This is a genomic window from Paenibacillus konkukensis (assembly GCF_023523925.1).
Classification (GTDB): domain Bacteria; phylum Bacillota; class Bacilli; order Paenibacillales; family NBRC-103111; genus Paenibacillus_S; species Paenibacillus_S doosanensis.
In genome coordinates, this window is sequence record NZ_CP027059.1 from 3,384,311 (window position 1) to 3,398,914 (window position 14,604).

The 14,604-nt window shown below is 52.0% G+C and carries 10 protein-coding genes; 7 read left to right on the forward strand and 3 right to left on the reverse strand.

Annotation, left to right across the window (positions count from 1 at the left end; genetic code table 11):
• Positions 1-318: 318 nt before the first annotated feature.
• Positions 319-3,921, reverse strand: coding sequence for a fibronectin type III domain-containing protein (locus SK3146_RS14495; RefSeq protein ID WP_249865694.1), 3,603 nt, complete (start codon positions 3,919-3,921; stop codon positions 319-321).
• A 494-nt stretch (positions 3,922-4,415) separates the two neighbouring features.
• Between SK3146_RS14495 and SK3146_RS14500 the strand changes: the two genes are divergently transcribed.
• The 3 genes from SK3146_RS14500 to SK3146_RS14510 are packed head-to-tail and all read left to right on the forward strand — an operon-like array spanning position 4,416 to position 7,842.
• A complete protein-coding gene (locus SK3146_RS14500; RefSeq protein ID WP_249865695.1) occupies positions 4,416-5,276 on the forward strand; it encodes an ABC transporter permease in 861 nt (286 codons plus the stop codon).
• An 18-nt stretch (positions 5,277-5,294) separates the two neighbouring features.
• Positions 5,295-6,185 (forward strand): carbohydrate ABC transporter permease, encoded by an 891-nt coding sequence (locus SK3146_RS14505; RefSeq protein ID WP_249865696.1) that lies wholly within the window; start codon positions 5,295-5,297, stop codon positions 6,183-6,185.
• Between the two features lie 37 nt (positions 6,186-6,222).
• A complete protein-coding gene (locus SK3146_RS14510) occupies positions 6,223-7,842 on the forward strand; it encodes an extracellular solute-binding protein (RefSeq protein WP_249865697.1) in 1,620 nt (539 codons plus the stop codon).
• Here SK3146_RS14510 and SK3146_RS14515 read toward each other — a convergent pair.
• Positions 7,839-10,142 carry a helix-turn-helix domain-containing protein gene (locus tag SK3146_RS14515; RefSeq protein WP_249865698.1) on the reverse strand — a complete coding sequence of 768 codons (2,304 nt, stop codon included), beginning with the start codon at positions 10,140-10,142 and terminating at the stop codon, positions 7,839-7,841. The two genes, SK3146_RS14510 and SK3146_RS14515, sit on opposite strands and share 4 nt — an antisense overlap.
• A gap of 400 nt (positions 10,143-10,542) precedes the next feature.
• On the opposite strand from SK3146_RS14515, the gene SK3146_RS14520 reads away from it, so the two are divergent.
• Positions 10,543-11,655 (forward strand): SGNH/GDSL hydrolase family protein, encoded by a 1,113-nt coding sequence (locus SK3146_RS14520; RefSeq protein WP_249865699.1) that lies wholly within the window; start codon positions 10,543-10,545, stop codon positions 11,653-11,655.
• 139 nt (positions 11,656-11,794) lie between these two features.
• On the opposite strand, the gene SK3146_RS14525 is transcribed toward SK3146_RS14520, so the two are convergent.
• Complete coding sequence (locus SK3146_RS14525) at positions 11,795-12,136, reverse strand: DUF2642 domain-containing protein (RefSeq protein ID WP_249865700.1); 342 nt, start codon at positions 12,134-12,136, stop codon at positions 11,795-11,797.
• A 756-nt stretch (positions 12,137-12,892) separates the two neighbouring features.
• Between SK3146_RS14525 and SK3146_RS14530 the strand changes: the two genes are divergently transcribed.
• The 3 genes from SK3146_RS14530 (at position 12,893) to clpP (ending at position 14,499) form a co-directional block, all read left to right on the forward strand.
• Positions 12,893-13,495, forward strand: coding sequence for a winged helix-turn-helix domain-containing protein (locus SK3146_RS14530; protein ID WP_249865701.1), 603 nt, complete (start codon positions 12,893-12,895; stop codon positions 13,493-13,495).
• Between the two features lie 6 nt (positions 13,496-13,501).
• Positions 13,502-13,843 carry a hypothetical protein gene (locus SK3146_RS14535; RefSeq protein ID WP_249865702.1) on the forward strand — a complete coding sequence of 114 codons (342 nt, stop codon included), beginning with the start codon at positions 13,502-13,504 and terminating at the stop codon, positions 13,841-13,843.
• Positions 13,844-13,911: 68 nt separating this feature from the next.
• On the forward strand, positions 13,912-14,499 hold the full coding sequence (gene clpP, locus SK3146_RS14540) for an ATP-dependent Clp endopeptidase proteolytic subunit ClpP (protein WP_249865703.1): 588 nt from the start codon (positions 13,912-13,914) through the stop codon (positions 14,497-14,499).
• Positions 14,500-14,604: the final 105 nt, after the last annotated feature.

The window sequence follows — 14,604 nt, forward strand, 5'->3', positions numbered from 1 at the left end:
TTTGAACATAGCAAGCAAATAAATCGGTTTCATCGTTTCCATTCATCTTGATGTCGTAGAAAAAAATCACTGATGCGCCATGGTTACAAGCGCCTAGCCACCGGTTCCTACGATTGCATAGCTTTTCATGCCTCAATCCTTTCCTGTTGAAATGCGATAGAAATCGATTTCTATAAAAAGAGTAACATATTCTTCCTTCCATTGTCATCTAAAAATTTTCCGGCAAACCCGCCGCCACGAAAATCCTTCCAAGCTCGCCTCGCGGGTACGCCGTATAAAGGGTCCGCACCGGCGAATGCGGTGCGGATTTAAACCCGTTTAATTTCTGGTCACATTGAAATTATCGAAATACACATTGCCCGCCGACCGCTGGCTGTAGACGCGGAAGGCGCTAATCTTGGGACTCGCGGCCGTATAAGATTCCTGGGCCGTTTGCGTCAGCGTGCCGTTCTGCGGTCCCGTACGGAACGTTACGGTATCCGTGGCGAAATCGAAATCGATCTTCACCGTATACCAAGTGTTCAATTGGAAACCGGGCACAAGATTGCGATAAGTGCTGCTCGTGCCTAGCCGGTATTTCAGACCGTTCGCCGTATCCGTCTGAATCTCCAGGAAGTTCGAGCCGGTATAGAGCAGAATCTTGTCTCCATTGAAATTCGCTTCCCGCATGTAGTCGAAGCTGAAATGCGCGGTCGGCCCCTCGGCCATGAAGTCGTATACGAAGTTGCCCGTCGCACCGTTTGGAACGCTCAGGCTGCGGTTCGCTCCGCTTGGCACCGCCGCAACCAGCCATGGCGACGGCCATGCGGTAGGATAGGCGGAATACGGCTGTCCTACTATGCCATCATTGAAATCGACCAGCAAATCCGAGGACGGGCCGCCGACCGTCACTTGCACGGGAGCCGACAGCGGCGATTCGCCCTCCGCGTTAATGGCGCTGATCTTGTAATAATACGTCGTATCCGACAGCAGACCCTTATTCCGGTAGGAGGTGTCCGTGATGGCCCCGACCTCCAGCTTCCGGTACGGTCCGTCCAGGCTCTCCGCCCGGTAGATGGCGTAAGAATCGGCTCCGCTTGCCGGATTCCAGCTGAGCGCGACTTCGTTCCTTCTGGCGGTGGCGGTGACGTCAGACGGTTCTGCCGGCCCGTTCCAGGATGTCATGTTGTCGAAGTACACGTTGCCGCTCGTGCGCTGGTTATAGACGCGGAAGGCGCTGATTTTGGGGCTTGATCCCGTATACGATTCCTGTGCTTGCACCGTCAGCGGCCCGCCCTTGGGCCCCATGCGGAACGTCACCGTATTGGCGTCGAAATCGAGATCAATCGCTACCGTATACCAGTTGTTTAATTGGAATCCGGGAATAAGATTACGGTACTCGGTCGTCGTCCCTAGCCGATAGCGCAAGCCGTAGGCGGAATCAGACACCGTCTCAAGGAAGTTCGAACCCGTATAGAACAAGAGTTTATCCAGATCCGAGTTTTCCTCCCGCATGTAATCGAACCGGAGATGCGAGGTCGTTCCTGCAGACGTGAAATCGTACGTGAACGTCCCGATCGCATTCGGCGCAACGCTGAGGCTCTTGTCGGCCGAGCTCGGCGTAGGCGATACAAGCCAGGCAGCAGGCCATTCGGCCGGCGCGAAATAAGGCTCTCCGTTCGTTCCGTCGTTGAAATCGACGGAAATCGGCTGAAGCGGCGCTTTCGTCGTGGCGGCGGCATGCAGCGACAAATCGGATTCTCCGTAAGATGTAACGGCTGATACTTTGTACGCATATTCGGTCCCGGCGGTCAACCCGTCGTTGATGAATACCGGAGCCGTCAGCGCCGATGCCGTCAGCTTCGCGTACGCGCCGTTGGCGCTGGCCGCTCGGTAGACGTTATACCCGGTTGCTTCAGCCACGGGCGTCCAGTCCAGCCGGATCGAATCCCGGTCCAGCGCCTGCGCCCGTAAACCGCTGGGAGCTCCGTTCACGGCAACCTTCGGCACTGCGGGAACGGTCCCTTCCGGGAAGGTGCCTATCGTAAGCTCGTTCAAGTATTTCTCCAAATTGGTATACCCGTCGCCGCTAAAATCGGCTTTCCCGTCGAGAGCGTTATTCGGATTCAATCCGTGCTCCAGCTCCCATACATCCGGCATCCCGTCGCCATCCGTATCCGCAGGCACTTCGGTCGTTTGCAGTTCCGGCCATTGCAGCGTTACTTTCGTCGCATGCTTCCCGTCCAAGGTGGCTTGATCCTCGGCCGTTACGTTGTTCGCCGTATAGATGACGCTCCCCGTCCCGTTGATCACGTCGTTCACGAGGGTACGGTCGACTTCATCCCGCTTGAGGCTGGCGCCGGCGTAATTCAGCACCTTCCCGTAAGCGACGTCAGGACTGTCCTGCGGCGACGGATTCGGCATCGCGAACGGAGTGCTGACGAACATCTGCGGGTTTTTGTAGATGCCGCTGAAGTTGTTCGGGTGGCTGCTGGAGGACAAGCTGCCGTCCCGGCGAACACTCTTGTTGCCGGTGAGCGCGATATTGGAACTATGCGGCGGGTTCGCATCAACCACATCCGTCTCTGCCATCCGGTCTTCAACCTGGGTGCTGATTCCGGCCTTGTAGTAATTGTTGACCATGTTGCCCCGATCGTTCTGGCCGTACATGCTCTTATAGCCCCAGTCATAAATCACATTGTTGCGCACGTCCATCGATTTGCCGGAAAACCGCGGATTGCGGCTATCGTTGTGGGCGAGCAAATTGTAGTAGAATGAGGCATTGTCGCCGCCCCAGATTCCGCCGTAACCGTGAAACCCTTTGCCGGGCACGTTCGATTTCACGATCGTCGGGCCAATCGTGCTATATTGCAGCGTGAAGTCCACATTCTGATAAAAGGAAAACGACTCGTCGCTCCCCCAACTCGCCGAGATATGGTCGAAAATGAGCTGCGAGCGATGCCGCCCCGTGGTGCCGTCCATATCGACGCCCGCTTCGTCTCCCGTACGGAAGCGAAGATATCGGACAATCAGATTATCGCCTTGGAACACAACGGTATGCTTCTTGAATGTAATGCCGTCCCCAGGCGCGCTTTGCCCGGCAATGGTCAAATTGGAGGACGTTACGTACAGCATCGATTGCAGCTCGATAGTCCCGGACACCTTGAACAGGATCGTCCTGTTGCTCTGACTGACCGCGTCGCGGAACGAGCCGGGGCCGGAATCGTTCAAATTCGTAACGTAATACACGTCCTTGCCGCGCCCGCCTGTTGCGAATTTACCGCCCCCTTCAGCTCCGGGGAAAGCGGGAATCGTGCCAGGCACTACACTCGGCGGCAGCGGAGGCGGGTCCAGAGGCGTGCCGACCGCAGGACCGATCAGCACCGAATACATCCAGCCGAATCCGATATGCCCCGTGGCTTGGTTCCCGCCCAGGGAGACGGTCCCCGCCTTGTATGTGCGCGAGTAGACGCGATAGACGTTCGTTTCCGCGACGTTGCCATCCGCATCCTTGACTTCGGTTTCGATCGTATTCCCCGTAAACGTCCAACCGTATTGCGGGGCCAGCCAATAATCGGAGTTGAATGGGTCCGTTGAAGCGTTGCTGGAGTGCATTGCGACATAAATAGTGGCATCCTTGTCAATCTTGAACGTAAGGAAAGGATTGGTCGGTTCGTTCTTATGCTCACTTCCGCCGCCGGTTTGGATAAACGACATGCCGGCATAAGGGCCTATGTTGGAAAAAGTCGTAGACGGATCGTTGACGTACATTTGCTTGCCGGTTTGCAAATCGTCATACACGGCATAGGTAACCGGATCGTACCACAGGTCGTTCAGCGTAAGATTGCTGATGCCGATCGACGAAGCCATTGCCGGTATTGCGGGCAACAGCTGCATCGCAAGCAGGAGTATAATTAGTAAAGAAATCATTTTCTTCTTCATCTTGTTCCTCCTTTAAGTTTTATACCATCCTGAAACTAGCTCAACTCATTCACTTCCATCCAACGACCTCCTTTGTACCATTAGGAGCCGACTTGTAATCGCTTTCTTTTCGTGATGAGCTTCTATTCGCTCCCATTACTATCGATCATAACTCTCGTACGCCCATACAAACCACTTCCATCTGCTACGGGCACCGTACAATTTTTTAGAAAAAGGCGTTTTCCCTTCCGTAATCTAATGAATAGTACCCCTCTTATGAGATGTACCTTGTGCGCTGGAAGAGGGCTTTGTAATATGACTGTAAGCGTTGCCGGAAGCGCTGCCACAGATCGAAACGGCATGGCGGCCTCCAGTGCAATAAGCGCATCATCATGTGAAAGGAGATGAAGCAAGTGAATCATGTTGCGCCCCTTGTCAGTGATCCGGTGAAAAGACGGAACAGCTGGGCATCTGCGTTCAAGAAAGGGTGGGCACACTCAAAGTATCTTCATTTATTGGCATTGCCGGGGGTTCTGTATTATCTGATTTTCAATTATGTTCCGATGTATGGCATCCTGATCGCGTTTCAAGATTTTCAGCCTTTGAAAGGGGTATGGGGCAGCACTTGGGTCGGTTTCGATCAATTCAAGGCGTTTTTTCAGCATATGTACTTTTGGCGGGTCATCCGCAATACATTGCTGCTCAGCTTTCTCGAATTATTGTTCGTTTTTCCTTTGCAGATCTTGTTCGCCATCTTCCTGAACGAGATACGAAGCCATTTCTATAAGCGATTCGTGCAGACGGTGAGCTATTTGCCGCATTTCATCTCGTTGCCGGCGATCGTCGGGATGCTGTTCATGTTCCTCTCGCCCCAGGACGGCCCGCTCAATATGCTGCTCGTGAAACTATTCCATATGGAACCGATCAACTTCATGGGTTTGTCGGAATGGTTCCGGCCGTTGTACATTGCTTCCGACATTTGGACGACGCTCGGTTGGGGCGCGATCATCTACTTGGCCGCCTTGACGAACGTAAACCCCGATATGTATGAATCCGCCTCGCTTGACGGGGCAAGTCGCGTGAAGATGATCTGGCACATTACCTTACCCGCGATCCAGCCTACTATCATGATCATGCTGCTGCTCCAGATCGGAAAAATGATGTCGCTCGGCGCGGACAAGGTGTTGCTCATGCAATCTCCCGTTACGTACGAAGTATCGGATGTGATCAGCACGTTCGTGTACCGCCGCGGCTTTGAGTTCGGCGAATACAGCTTCGCTACGGCGGTTGGATTTTTTAACTCGCTGATTAATATTTTTCTGCTGCTGACCGCCAACTGGTTCGTTAAGAAGACGACCGACAACAGCTTGTTTTAAACCAAAGGAGGTGACTCTATGATCCGCGATCAATCGCTATCGTCAAAACTGTTGGATATTGTGGTGCATGCGGTCATCATTGTAGTCCTAATCGCGACGATATACCCGGTTCTTTACGTCTTATCCGCATCTCTCAGCAGTCCGACCGCTTACAACTTGGGCAAGGTATCCATTTTCCCGGTTGATGTTACAATAAAAGCATACCGTCTCATCTGGGAAGCCAAAACCGTCCCTCGCTCTTTCCTAAATTCGGTTATCTATACGACTCTCGGAACAGCGATAAGCATGCTGCTCACGACCTCGCTCGCTTACGCCATTTCGCGGAAAAAACTGACGCTGCGACGATTCTACATGGTGTTCGTATTGATCACGATGTATTTCAACGGCGGAATGATTACCAACTTCTTACTCGTGAAAAACTTGGGGCTGTACAACACAATCTGGGCCATCGTCTTGCCGACGGCAGTATCCACGTATTACTTGATCATCATGCGCTCTTACTTCCAAGCGGTTCCTGAAGAATTAAATGAATCCGCTTACTTGGACGGAGCCAACGATCTTGTCATTTTCATACGCATTACACTGCCTTTATCGATGGCGGCGCTCGTTACGATCGGTCTCTTCTACGCAGTGAACTATTGGAACGCCTGGTTCTCCTCGCTGCTTTACTTGAAAGATTCGGATAAATACCCGCTGCAGATGGTTTTGCGGCAGATCATCATCCGCTCGGAGCTGCTTATGCAATCGATCAAGGCCGGCGAGGCGTCAGCCAGCGAGATGGCCTCTACGGACGTAACGTCGATTAAATACGCGACGTTGTTCGTGTCCATCGGCCCAATGATGATTCTGTATCCGTTCATTCAGAAATATTTCGTCAAGGGCGTCATGATTGGTTCGTTAAAAGGTTGAGCTTACGAAAGATTACGAAACCAAGGGGGAATTAAACATGTTTAAAAAATCGCTTACGCTCGGGGTATCCATCATCTTGCCTCTCACACTCGTCATCGGTTGTTCCGAGAGCAGCGACACGCCGTCACCATCAACAGACGCAGTATCTTCCCCATCCAGCGGTAAATACGATAAGGAACTGACGATTACCGTGTCCAGAGCGATATTGGATGCCTCGACGGTTAAGGATGATTTGGAAGCGAAGATGCTGAAAGAGAAATTCAATCTTGTGTTCAAGGCGGAGGACTACAGCCGCAACGATTGGGCGACCAAGATGACGCTGATGTTCTCTACCGGAGACGGCCCCGAGTTCATCCCCTACTCCCGCGATCAATGGAAATCGGTCGAATGGATGTCGTCGGGCTACCTGCGCCCGTTTGAACTTGACGAGATCAAGCAAAAGCTGCCTAATTACCTGAAAATTTGGAGCGACGAGGAATGGGATACCGTACTCAAGTCGACGCGCTTCTCCGACGGCAAGCTGTACTTCTTGCCCAATAAGCGGACGATACCGGTACAGACGGCATGGCAATATCGCAAGGATCTATTTGACAAATATGGTCTGAAATTCCCGAAAACGCCGGATGAAATGATCGACACGCTCAAGACGATCAAGGACAAAACGGGTCTCATTCCGTTCGTGGTACCAGGAAACTCGTCGTCTCCGCTGTGGGCTGTCAGCACGTTCTTCCAAATGTTCGGTTTTCCTGACCTGCTGCTAACCTGGAACTCCTACGTGGACCCGGTCACCAAACAGTTCTATGCGTATCCGCTTGCTACCGACCAAAGCCGCGACATCCTTATTTTTCTGAACAAAATGTATAAGAACGGCCTGCTCATGAAAGATTTCGCCACCGCCACAGCCGACCAGACCAACAAACTGATTGCCCAAGGCAATCACGTCATTGCGCAGACGATCAACGACCCTTCCTATATGGACGGACAGCAAAAGGCTGCCGCTCCGGACGTCAAATGGGCGTGGGTCGACAATTTCGACCATCCGAGCAGCGATCCGAAAAAGACGATTTACAAGAAAGAATCGTACTATTCCTTCTGGGGTCCGGCAATCAAGAAGGGCACAAGCCAGGAGAAGGTCGACCGTCTGCTTGATTACTTGAACTGGGCCGTCTCGGATGAAGGTCAGCTCTGGTACACGTATGGCAAGGAAGGGGTTACGTACGAGCAGAAGGACGGCGTCCCTGCTTTCTTACCGACGATGAGCACGCCAACCCAGGCACAGGGCGACAAGCTGGCGAACTTCGGCATCAATATCGGGGTCATCGGATTAGGCGGCTTCATTACTCCTTACAAGTCGTTTGACGAAACCTTCAACAAAACGAAGCTGGAAATGAGCAAGGTCATCCCGTCCAAACCAGGCTACTACGGGCCGATCGAGCCGATCCTCCAATTGAGCGACGCCGACCGCAAGAAATTGGTCGGGCTTGAAACGACGCTGAACGGCGTACGCGATGAATACTGGCTGAAATTCATTATGGGTGCGCTCGACCCGTCCAACGATGCGGATTGGAAAAAGTTCATGGACGCTGCGAACAAAGCCGGTCTGCCGGAAGTCGTGAAGCTGCGGACGGACGCTTACGATAAAGCGAATAAAAGTTAGCCTTGTATTCCCTTGTAGGATGATGGTGACACTCCCATCGTCCTTTTAAAGGCGCGGCGGAACGAATGCGTGCTATTGTAGCCTGCCTGCACCGCGATACTGTCGATGGACGCCGAGCCTTGCATAATCAATCGGCATGCAAGCGAGATGCGGAGCTTTTCCAAATAGGAGCTGAAAGTTTCCCCCGATTGCTCTTTGAAAAACTGCGACAAGTACGATTCCGACAAATTAAAATGAGAAGCAACCGCATATAAGCTAAGATTTGGGTCCTGAAAATGATCGTTGATATATGCCGCTATTTTGTCCAGGAGATGAGTATTCCGGCTTTTCTTGTTTCTTTCGTTCGAGCGGCAAAGGTGAAGAAATTGAAGGAAGATCTCTCGCAAGATTGGCTCGGTGCCGGAGAAGTCCGGCATGACACCGGGGTCATTCTCCTCCGCGATAAAGTGATGTCCGAGCTCATCCTTCAGCTTAAGCTCCGTCGCCTGCAGCTCGCTGAACAGATGCTGCTTCATCCCGGCGGACAACGTCCGGGTCAAGAAGTTCTCGTTGTGCAGATGCTGCAAAATGTGAGCAAGCTCCGTGGAGTTCCCCGCCTTAATGACATTCATCAGGCGGATCTCCACTTCCGTCGGGTAATAATAGCCGGTCTGCTCTTTTGCCATTCGGGCATACCACACGATGGCCGACTTGTCGCTGTCTGCCACATGGCTGTCGGTGACGGCCAGCTTCGCTTCCTGGTAAGAATAGTGCACATCGAGCAGGTCTTCATAGATGCTGCCGATGCCAATCATCGGTACGATGACATACCGCTCCTTGATGTCCCGGTTAATTCGGAGGAAAAGGTCGTCCAAGTCACCGGCAAAGGTCCTCTTTTCCATAACGTCGGATCGAATCAAGATCGCGAGTTCATTCTCATGCATCGTGTGAACATATCCTCTTTCTTGAAGGTGATCACGAATGATCCCCTCTATCAATGCCCGGAGGATGTTCAATTCTTCCAAGCTCTCTGCATTGAGCACTTCGTTATGTTTATAAATACGGAGCACAGCAATGGCAAAGCCATTCCCGTGCATCTCGAGACCTGCATGAACCAGCATCGCATGCATTTGTGCGCGGTCCTCGAACTCGCCCTTGAACAGCCGTTCGATGAACACGTTTTTGAGCGTATCTGCCTGTCGCTGCAGCATTTGCTGCAGCGATTGATTGTTATCGATCAGCCGGGCAATGCTCGTCTGTAAATAATCGACTTCATTCGGCCTCTCGGACTGCTCCGGCTTGCTGCCGAGCGGGTCGTTGCCCCAGAACGCTTTGAGGACCGTGACAATATCTTTCCACGGCTTAGAGTGCCTGTAGGACATCCACAAGGAAATGATCGTGCCGACGACGAGCGTCCCTGCGGCGACGGACAGTGCAATCGTGCGAATGTAATTGACCTTGCCCATCACTTGTTCAATCGGCAAGGACACCACATATGTCAAGTTGTTGTAAGCCGAACGGGTGTAGACGAAAAGATGGTCTTCTCCCCCTATTTCAGCATGCATATAGCCGTGCTGCTCGGTCGCGCTGCGAATTTTCGCCGGGATGGGAACGTCCGCGCTTGCGGTGACGACTTCGCCCTTGTCATTCAGGATGGTGAACGTCTGACCGTCTGTTTCCTCTGTTCCGTCGATTCCGACAAGCTTCATAATATCCTTGTCCTCCATCGCGAATACGACCACGGCTTGTATCTCTTGGTTCATGCCAAGCGGCAGTGATGTCATGTATGTGATGCCCGACGTCTCTTTCCCTTCCACCCGTACATTCCGGGAAGGGAGCATATCGCGCAAATGCGGCTTATCGAACAGGAACGCATGCCACTCCTCGTACGGCATGCCTTCGTACTGAAACTCGTCTTGATAAAATGTGCTTGACGAGTCGGTCATTTGGACTTTGGAGAACACGAGGTCGCTGTTTTTTAGCACAACGAAAAATGTATTCGTGAATGCGCTTCCAGTTAAAGCCGAAGAATGAAAGTCTTTATAATAATTCCATATATCGAAGAGCTCCGGAGAGTTGCCGAGAGGCTTGCGTAAATGATACAGTCCCATTAAGCGTGAATCGTAGGATAGTTTAATCGCCGCTTCGTCCATATCCGTCCATTGCTTGTCGAGCATATCCCGCGCTTGTTCCAAAATGTACAGCTTGGCTTCGCGGGACTGAGTCTCCACGATTTGAACCGCTTCGTAATAGGTAAAGCTCGACAGCACGATCGGGATGATCAGCATGGATAAGAAGGAGATCATAAAGCGTTTGAACACATTGTTGTTACTGGACTTACCACGCAAGAGCATCCGAGCCACCCCATGATATGCAGTATTATCTGGTTATTTTACCATATCAGATAAACCTTTGTGAAAAAAAATGAGAAAATGACTTTGCGAATGGCGAAAGAAGCGGCTCCGATGACCTTTTGTAGAGGGATGGAGAAGGACGCCCACTGCGCATGCGAAAGCATCTTCCGATCGCTCTTGTTCCCGGATTTCTTGAATGGGTAAGCCCGTGTAACGGGGAAACCCGGAAAAAAGGCGAACGCTGACGCTTCTTCAGATTGCTCTCGCTTAGCGAAGTTTGCTTGTTCACCGCGCTTTTAGATTTACAATGAACTATTGCGTACGTTGGCAGCAAGCCAAATTCAATCCGTGGGAGGAGATTATCCTGATGTCTAACAACCATCGCCCAATAGGCGTCGACGCCGGCAAACTGGACAGCAACATGACGGTGCAAACTACTCACGACGATTCACTTCGTTGGCTATCCCCTCTGGAGCAGCCATTCCATATCGCGGGCTTCGCCTGGTTTGCGCTGGAGCGCAAGTACCGCCGCCTGCCCGTCGCTTCGGCGGACGCCATCCCGCCTGCCGTCGATAAGCTGGCGGACTGCACAACCGGCGGACAAATCCGCTTCCTTACGTATTCTTCCCGCTTGTCGATCAGAGTCAAGCTTGCCGCGCCGGCAAACATGTATCATATGCCTGCGACCGGGCAATGCGGATTCGACTGTTATGTAGGAGAACACGGAAACCAGCGTTATTTGAGCACAACCCGTTTCGATCACACGCAGCCGGAATACGAAGCTCCGCTGTTCGACTGGAATGAGAAGCGGGAAGTTCACGTCACGCTAAACTTTCCGCTCTACCAAGGCGTCGAAGAGGTATGGATAGGCGTCGACCCGGACGCCAAGGTCGGCGCGCCGGAGACTTATGCCAGTACCGGGCCGATCGTCGTTTACGGCACGTCCATCACGCAGGGCGGATGCGCTTCACGTCCAGGCATGGCCTATACGAACGTGCTGAGCCGCTCCCTCCCGTACGAGTTCATTAACCTTGGCTTTTCAGGAAACGGCCGTGGCGAGCCCGAGGTAGCCCGGATCATCGCAAGCATCGAGAACCCCGCTCTCTACGTGCTGGATTACGAAGCGAATACGGGCACCGTAGAAAGAATGGCAGATACGCTGCCTACGTTCATTCAGATTTTGCGCGAACGGCATCCTACGGTACCGATTCTCGTCGTATCGAAAATCAAATTTGCAAAGGAGCATTTCTTTCCCGACGATTTGAAGCTCCGGCTCGATCGGCTGAACGTACAGCGGTCGACAGTCGAGCGGCTGCAGGCCGCCGGCGACGCCAACGTGCATTTTCTCGACGGAGGGACGCTGCTCGGCGATTCGCTTTATGAGGAGTGCACCGTTGACGGCGTTCATCCGACCGATCTCGGCTTTTACCGAATGGCGGAATCGCTGGAGCCCGTCATTCGCAGTCTGCTCGAAGGTTGAAGAAAGCCTCTTGCCGTAATAGCTGAAGAGCAATCGAGCCCTGCCGCCGATGAGGGGAACTGCCGGCATGCGATTATCGGCCTATGGAAGCTCTAGGCAACGAATATATTAGCCGAATATATTGCGCTTTCTGCTATGATCATTTTATCGTTGGTGGGTTATTTTTCGTCTGCTTTTCAAAGTAAACAATTTCACCTAGTCGAATATGGTGCATTTTTTGATTAACTGTAAGAGCTACGTGGTCAATGAAAACATCATCTAGAGTACCTACCAGCTTGCCGACAGTTGTCGTAATGACGACCTTTAAACCTTTGTGCTGGATCAAATGCTCAGTAAATTTAGGTTCCACAGCAGTCGTGTACACAATATTTTTCGGCAATACTAAGTTTTCCTTGCGTTGTAGAACTTCGTTCCTAGAATATTGCGGAACCGGGTATGAGGCATAGGGTTGCGGATTGCCATAGTATACAAATCTATTCATGGGCTGAATACTCCTTCGTCATGAATTGAATAACACCTTTATAACTTATGGCAAATATCTATATGTGTTCCGATAAGTGACAAGTAACCATCTATTAGCTTCAGTTGGTCCGGTAATCGGCAATATTTTTGTCTTTCAACTCGATAATATTTTTATTGCCTGTCAGAGCCCAGGGTTCGTCGTCTACCAAGATAACTCTAAGCTTGATGTATTTAGGAAAAAGAGCAGAACACCTTTCCAGGTAAAATGTGACATACACACCATTTTAATCAGCGAAAACTTGACACTTGTCGAGGAAAAAAATGATATTTTCCGTTCCTTTGCCGGACTGCGTTCACTTCATTTTTTCTTACCGCAGTCGTTTAAAGCGACGGTTGTTTTAGCATGAAAAATTAAAAATGGCTGCCTTTAACAGCAGCCATCTTAGTCAACTTTCGCCATGCTTCTAACTCCCGCTTACCATTTCGGGTTTAAAGGAGAGGGGCAGCCTCCGTGCGTATAAGCCTCGCAGCTCATACGTAGAGATAGTCTCCTATTGCTGGTTTCTTCGTCGGCCAGCTCGATATTTCCCGACTTGATCAGCATCTGCAGCATTCCCTCGTGTAAACTCTTTTACAGTCTTTCTCCCAAGGGGGAAAATTCACTTTGTACCGACAATATGGTATAGGTATAGGCTCACTCACCCTTTGACAAATCCTCAATAACGTAATAAAATATTTTTACGTAAACATAATATTGTATGGAGGTTGTTCACAGTTGCAGCAGGACATTCTCGAAAGCTGTCTGATCCAATCGCCGGAGCAAGCGATGGCGCTGCTCAACCCGCTGCGGGCGGATATCGTCTCGCGTCTGGCGGAGCCGGCTTCGGCCGCCGAGCTGGCGCGGCAGCTTCAGGAGACGCCTCAGCGGATGAATTATCACCTGAAGGCGCTGGAGAAGACCGGGCTGATCCGCCGGGTCGGAACAAGACAGGTGCGCAATTTGGTAGAAGTGCTGTACCAATCGATCGCCAAAACCTTCGTGCTGGCCGAATCGCTCAGCCTGTCGGAGGAGACGATCGAACGGCTGAAGGAGCACGGCTCGCTGGCTCAGCTTATTACGACCGCAGAGCAGATGAAGAAGGATGCCGTGCATTTGATGGAGCATGCCGACAAAGGCGAGGACATTCCGAGCGCTACGATGCAGCTGCAAATTCCGCTGCAAGATCAAAATGCGCGGCAGGCGTTCATCGAGGATTACGTCGAGATGATGAAGGCGTTGACGCGTAAGTATGCGGGCGCGCTTGAGCAGGACGGCAAGACGGCGGCAATGTACCAGGTAATGCTGGCTATTTATCCGAAAACGGACAAAGGAGAGTGAACGGTAATGAACGGCAATGACAACCGCGGTGATAGCAGCGCCGATGAGCAATTTTTCGGCAAGGAACAGGAGAAGCCGGCGCCCGTCCCTATTCTGGTCACTAGGGGCACGGTGAACGGCCCGGCGAAAGAAAATGCGCCTGACGAAGCCCGAAGCAACGTGATCGATCTGGATACGTACCGTTCGGCGCCAAACACTCAATCCGTTGAGGAGGCGCTTGTGCAGGAATGGAACCTGAATCCGGGCGGCACAGGGCCGCTCGTGAAGCTCATTATGGTCTCATCCGGCTTCGGTTCGGTGAAGCGCAGCTCTGCCCGCAGCTCCGACATTCAATGCCTTGCCGCTTAATGAAGCGGATAGTCTAAGTTTTCCATTCGGCCTTGCCGAATCATCCACCATTCGAGGAGGGAAATTCGATGAATCATGTTCCTTACGTTATTGAGCAGGACGGCCGTTCGGAGCGGTCCTACGATATTTACTCGCGTTTGCTGAAGGACCGCATCGTATTCTTGGGATCGGAGGTTAACGATCAGGTCGCGAACAGCATTATCGCCCAACTGCTCTTCCTGGCGGCGGCCGATCCCCATAAAGATATTCATCTATACATCAACTCGCCCGGAGGCTCGACTACGGCCGGCTTGGCGATCTACGATACGATGCAGTTCATTCAGCCTGACGTATCGACGATTTGCGTCGGGTTCGCCGCATCGATGGGCGCTATTCTGCTGACAGGCGGAGCCAAGGGCAAACGGTTCGCCCTGCCGAATTCGGAAATTATGATCCATCAGCCATGGGGCGGGACGCAAGGGCAGGCGTCGGACATTCAAATTCGCGCCACGCATATTATGAAGACGCGCAAAGTGCTGTACAGCATCATCTCCGAGACGTCCGGCCAGCCGTTCGATAAAGTCGAGAAAGATTCGGACCGCGACTATTTTATGACCCCGGCCGAAGCCAAAGAATACGGCTTGATCGACCGGATCGTGGAACGCAGCGCCTCTTAACAAGAAAGACCTCATTTCCGCTTGTAACGGGAGTGAGGTCTTTCTTGTTTTAACCTTATCTAAAAGAAGCGCGGTGAACAAGTGGCCGGAGAGCCGATAGAAAAT

Bases quoted from the DNA above. Each gene is read 5' to 3' on its own strand.
- SK3146_RS14495 (WP_249865694.1), bottom strand. From the start codon at position 3,921: ATGAAGAAGAAAATGATTTCTTTACTAATTATACTCCTGCTTGCGATG.
- SK3146_RS14505 (WP_249865696.1), top strand. From the start codon at position 5,295: ATGATCCGCGATCAATCGCTATCGTCAAAACTGTTGGATATTGTGGTG.
- SK3146_RS14510 (WP_249865697.1), top strand. From the start codon at position 6,223: ATGTTTAAAAAATCGCTTACGCTCGGGGTATCCATCATCTTGCCTCTC.
- SK3146_RS14520 (WP_249865699.1), top strand. From the start codon at position 10,543: ATGTCTAACAACCATCGCCCAATAGGCGTCGACGCCGGCAAACTGGAC.
- SK3146_RS14525 (WP_249865700.1), bottom strand. From the start codon at position 12,136: ATGAATAGATTTGTATACTATGGCAATCCGCAACCCTATGCCTCATAC.
- SK3146_RS14535 (WP_249865702.1), top strand. From the start codon at position 13,502: ATGAACGGCAATGACAACCGCGGTGATAGCAGCGCCGATGAGCAATTT.
- clpP (WP_249865703.1), top strand. From the start codon at position 13,912: ATGAATCATGTTCCTTACGTTATTGAGCAGGACGGCCGTTCGGAGCGG.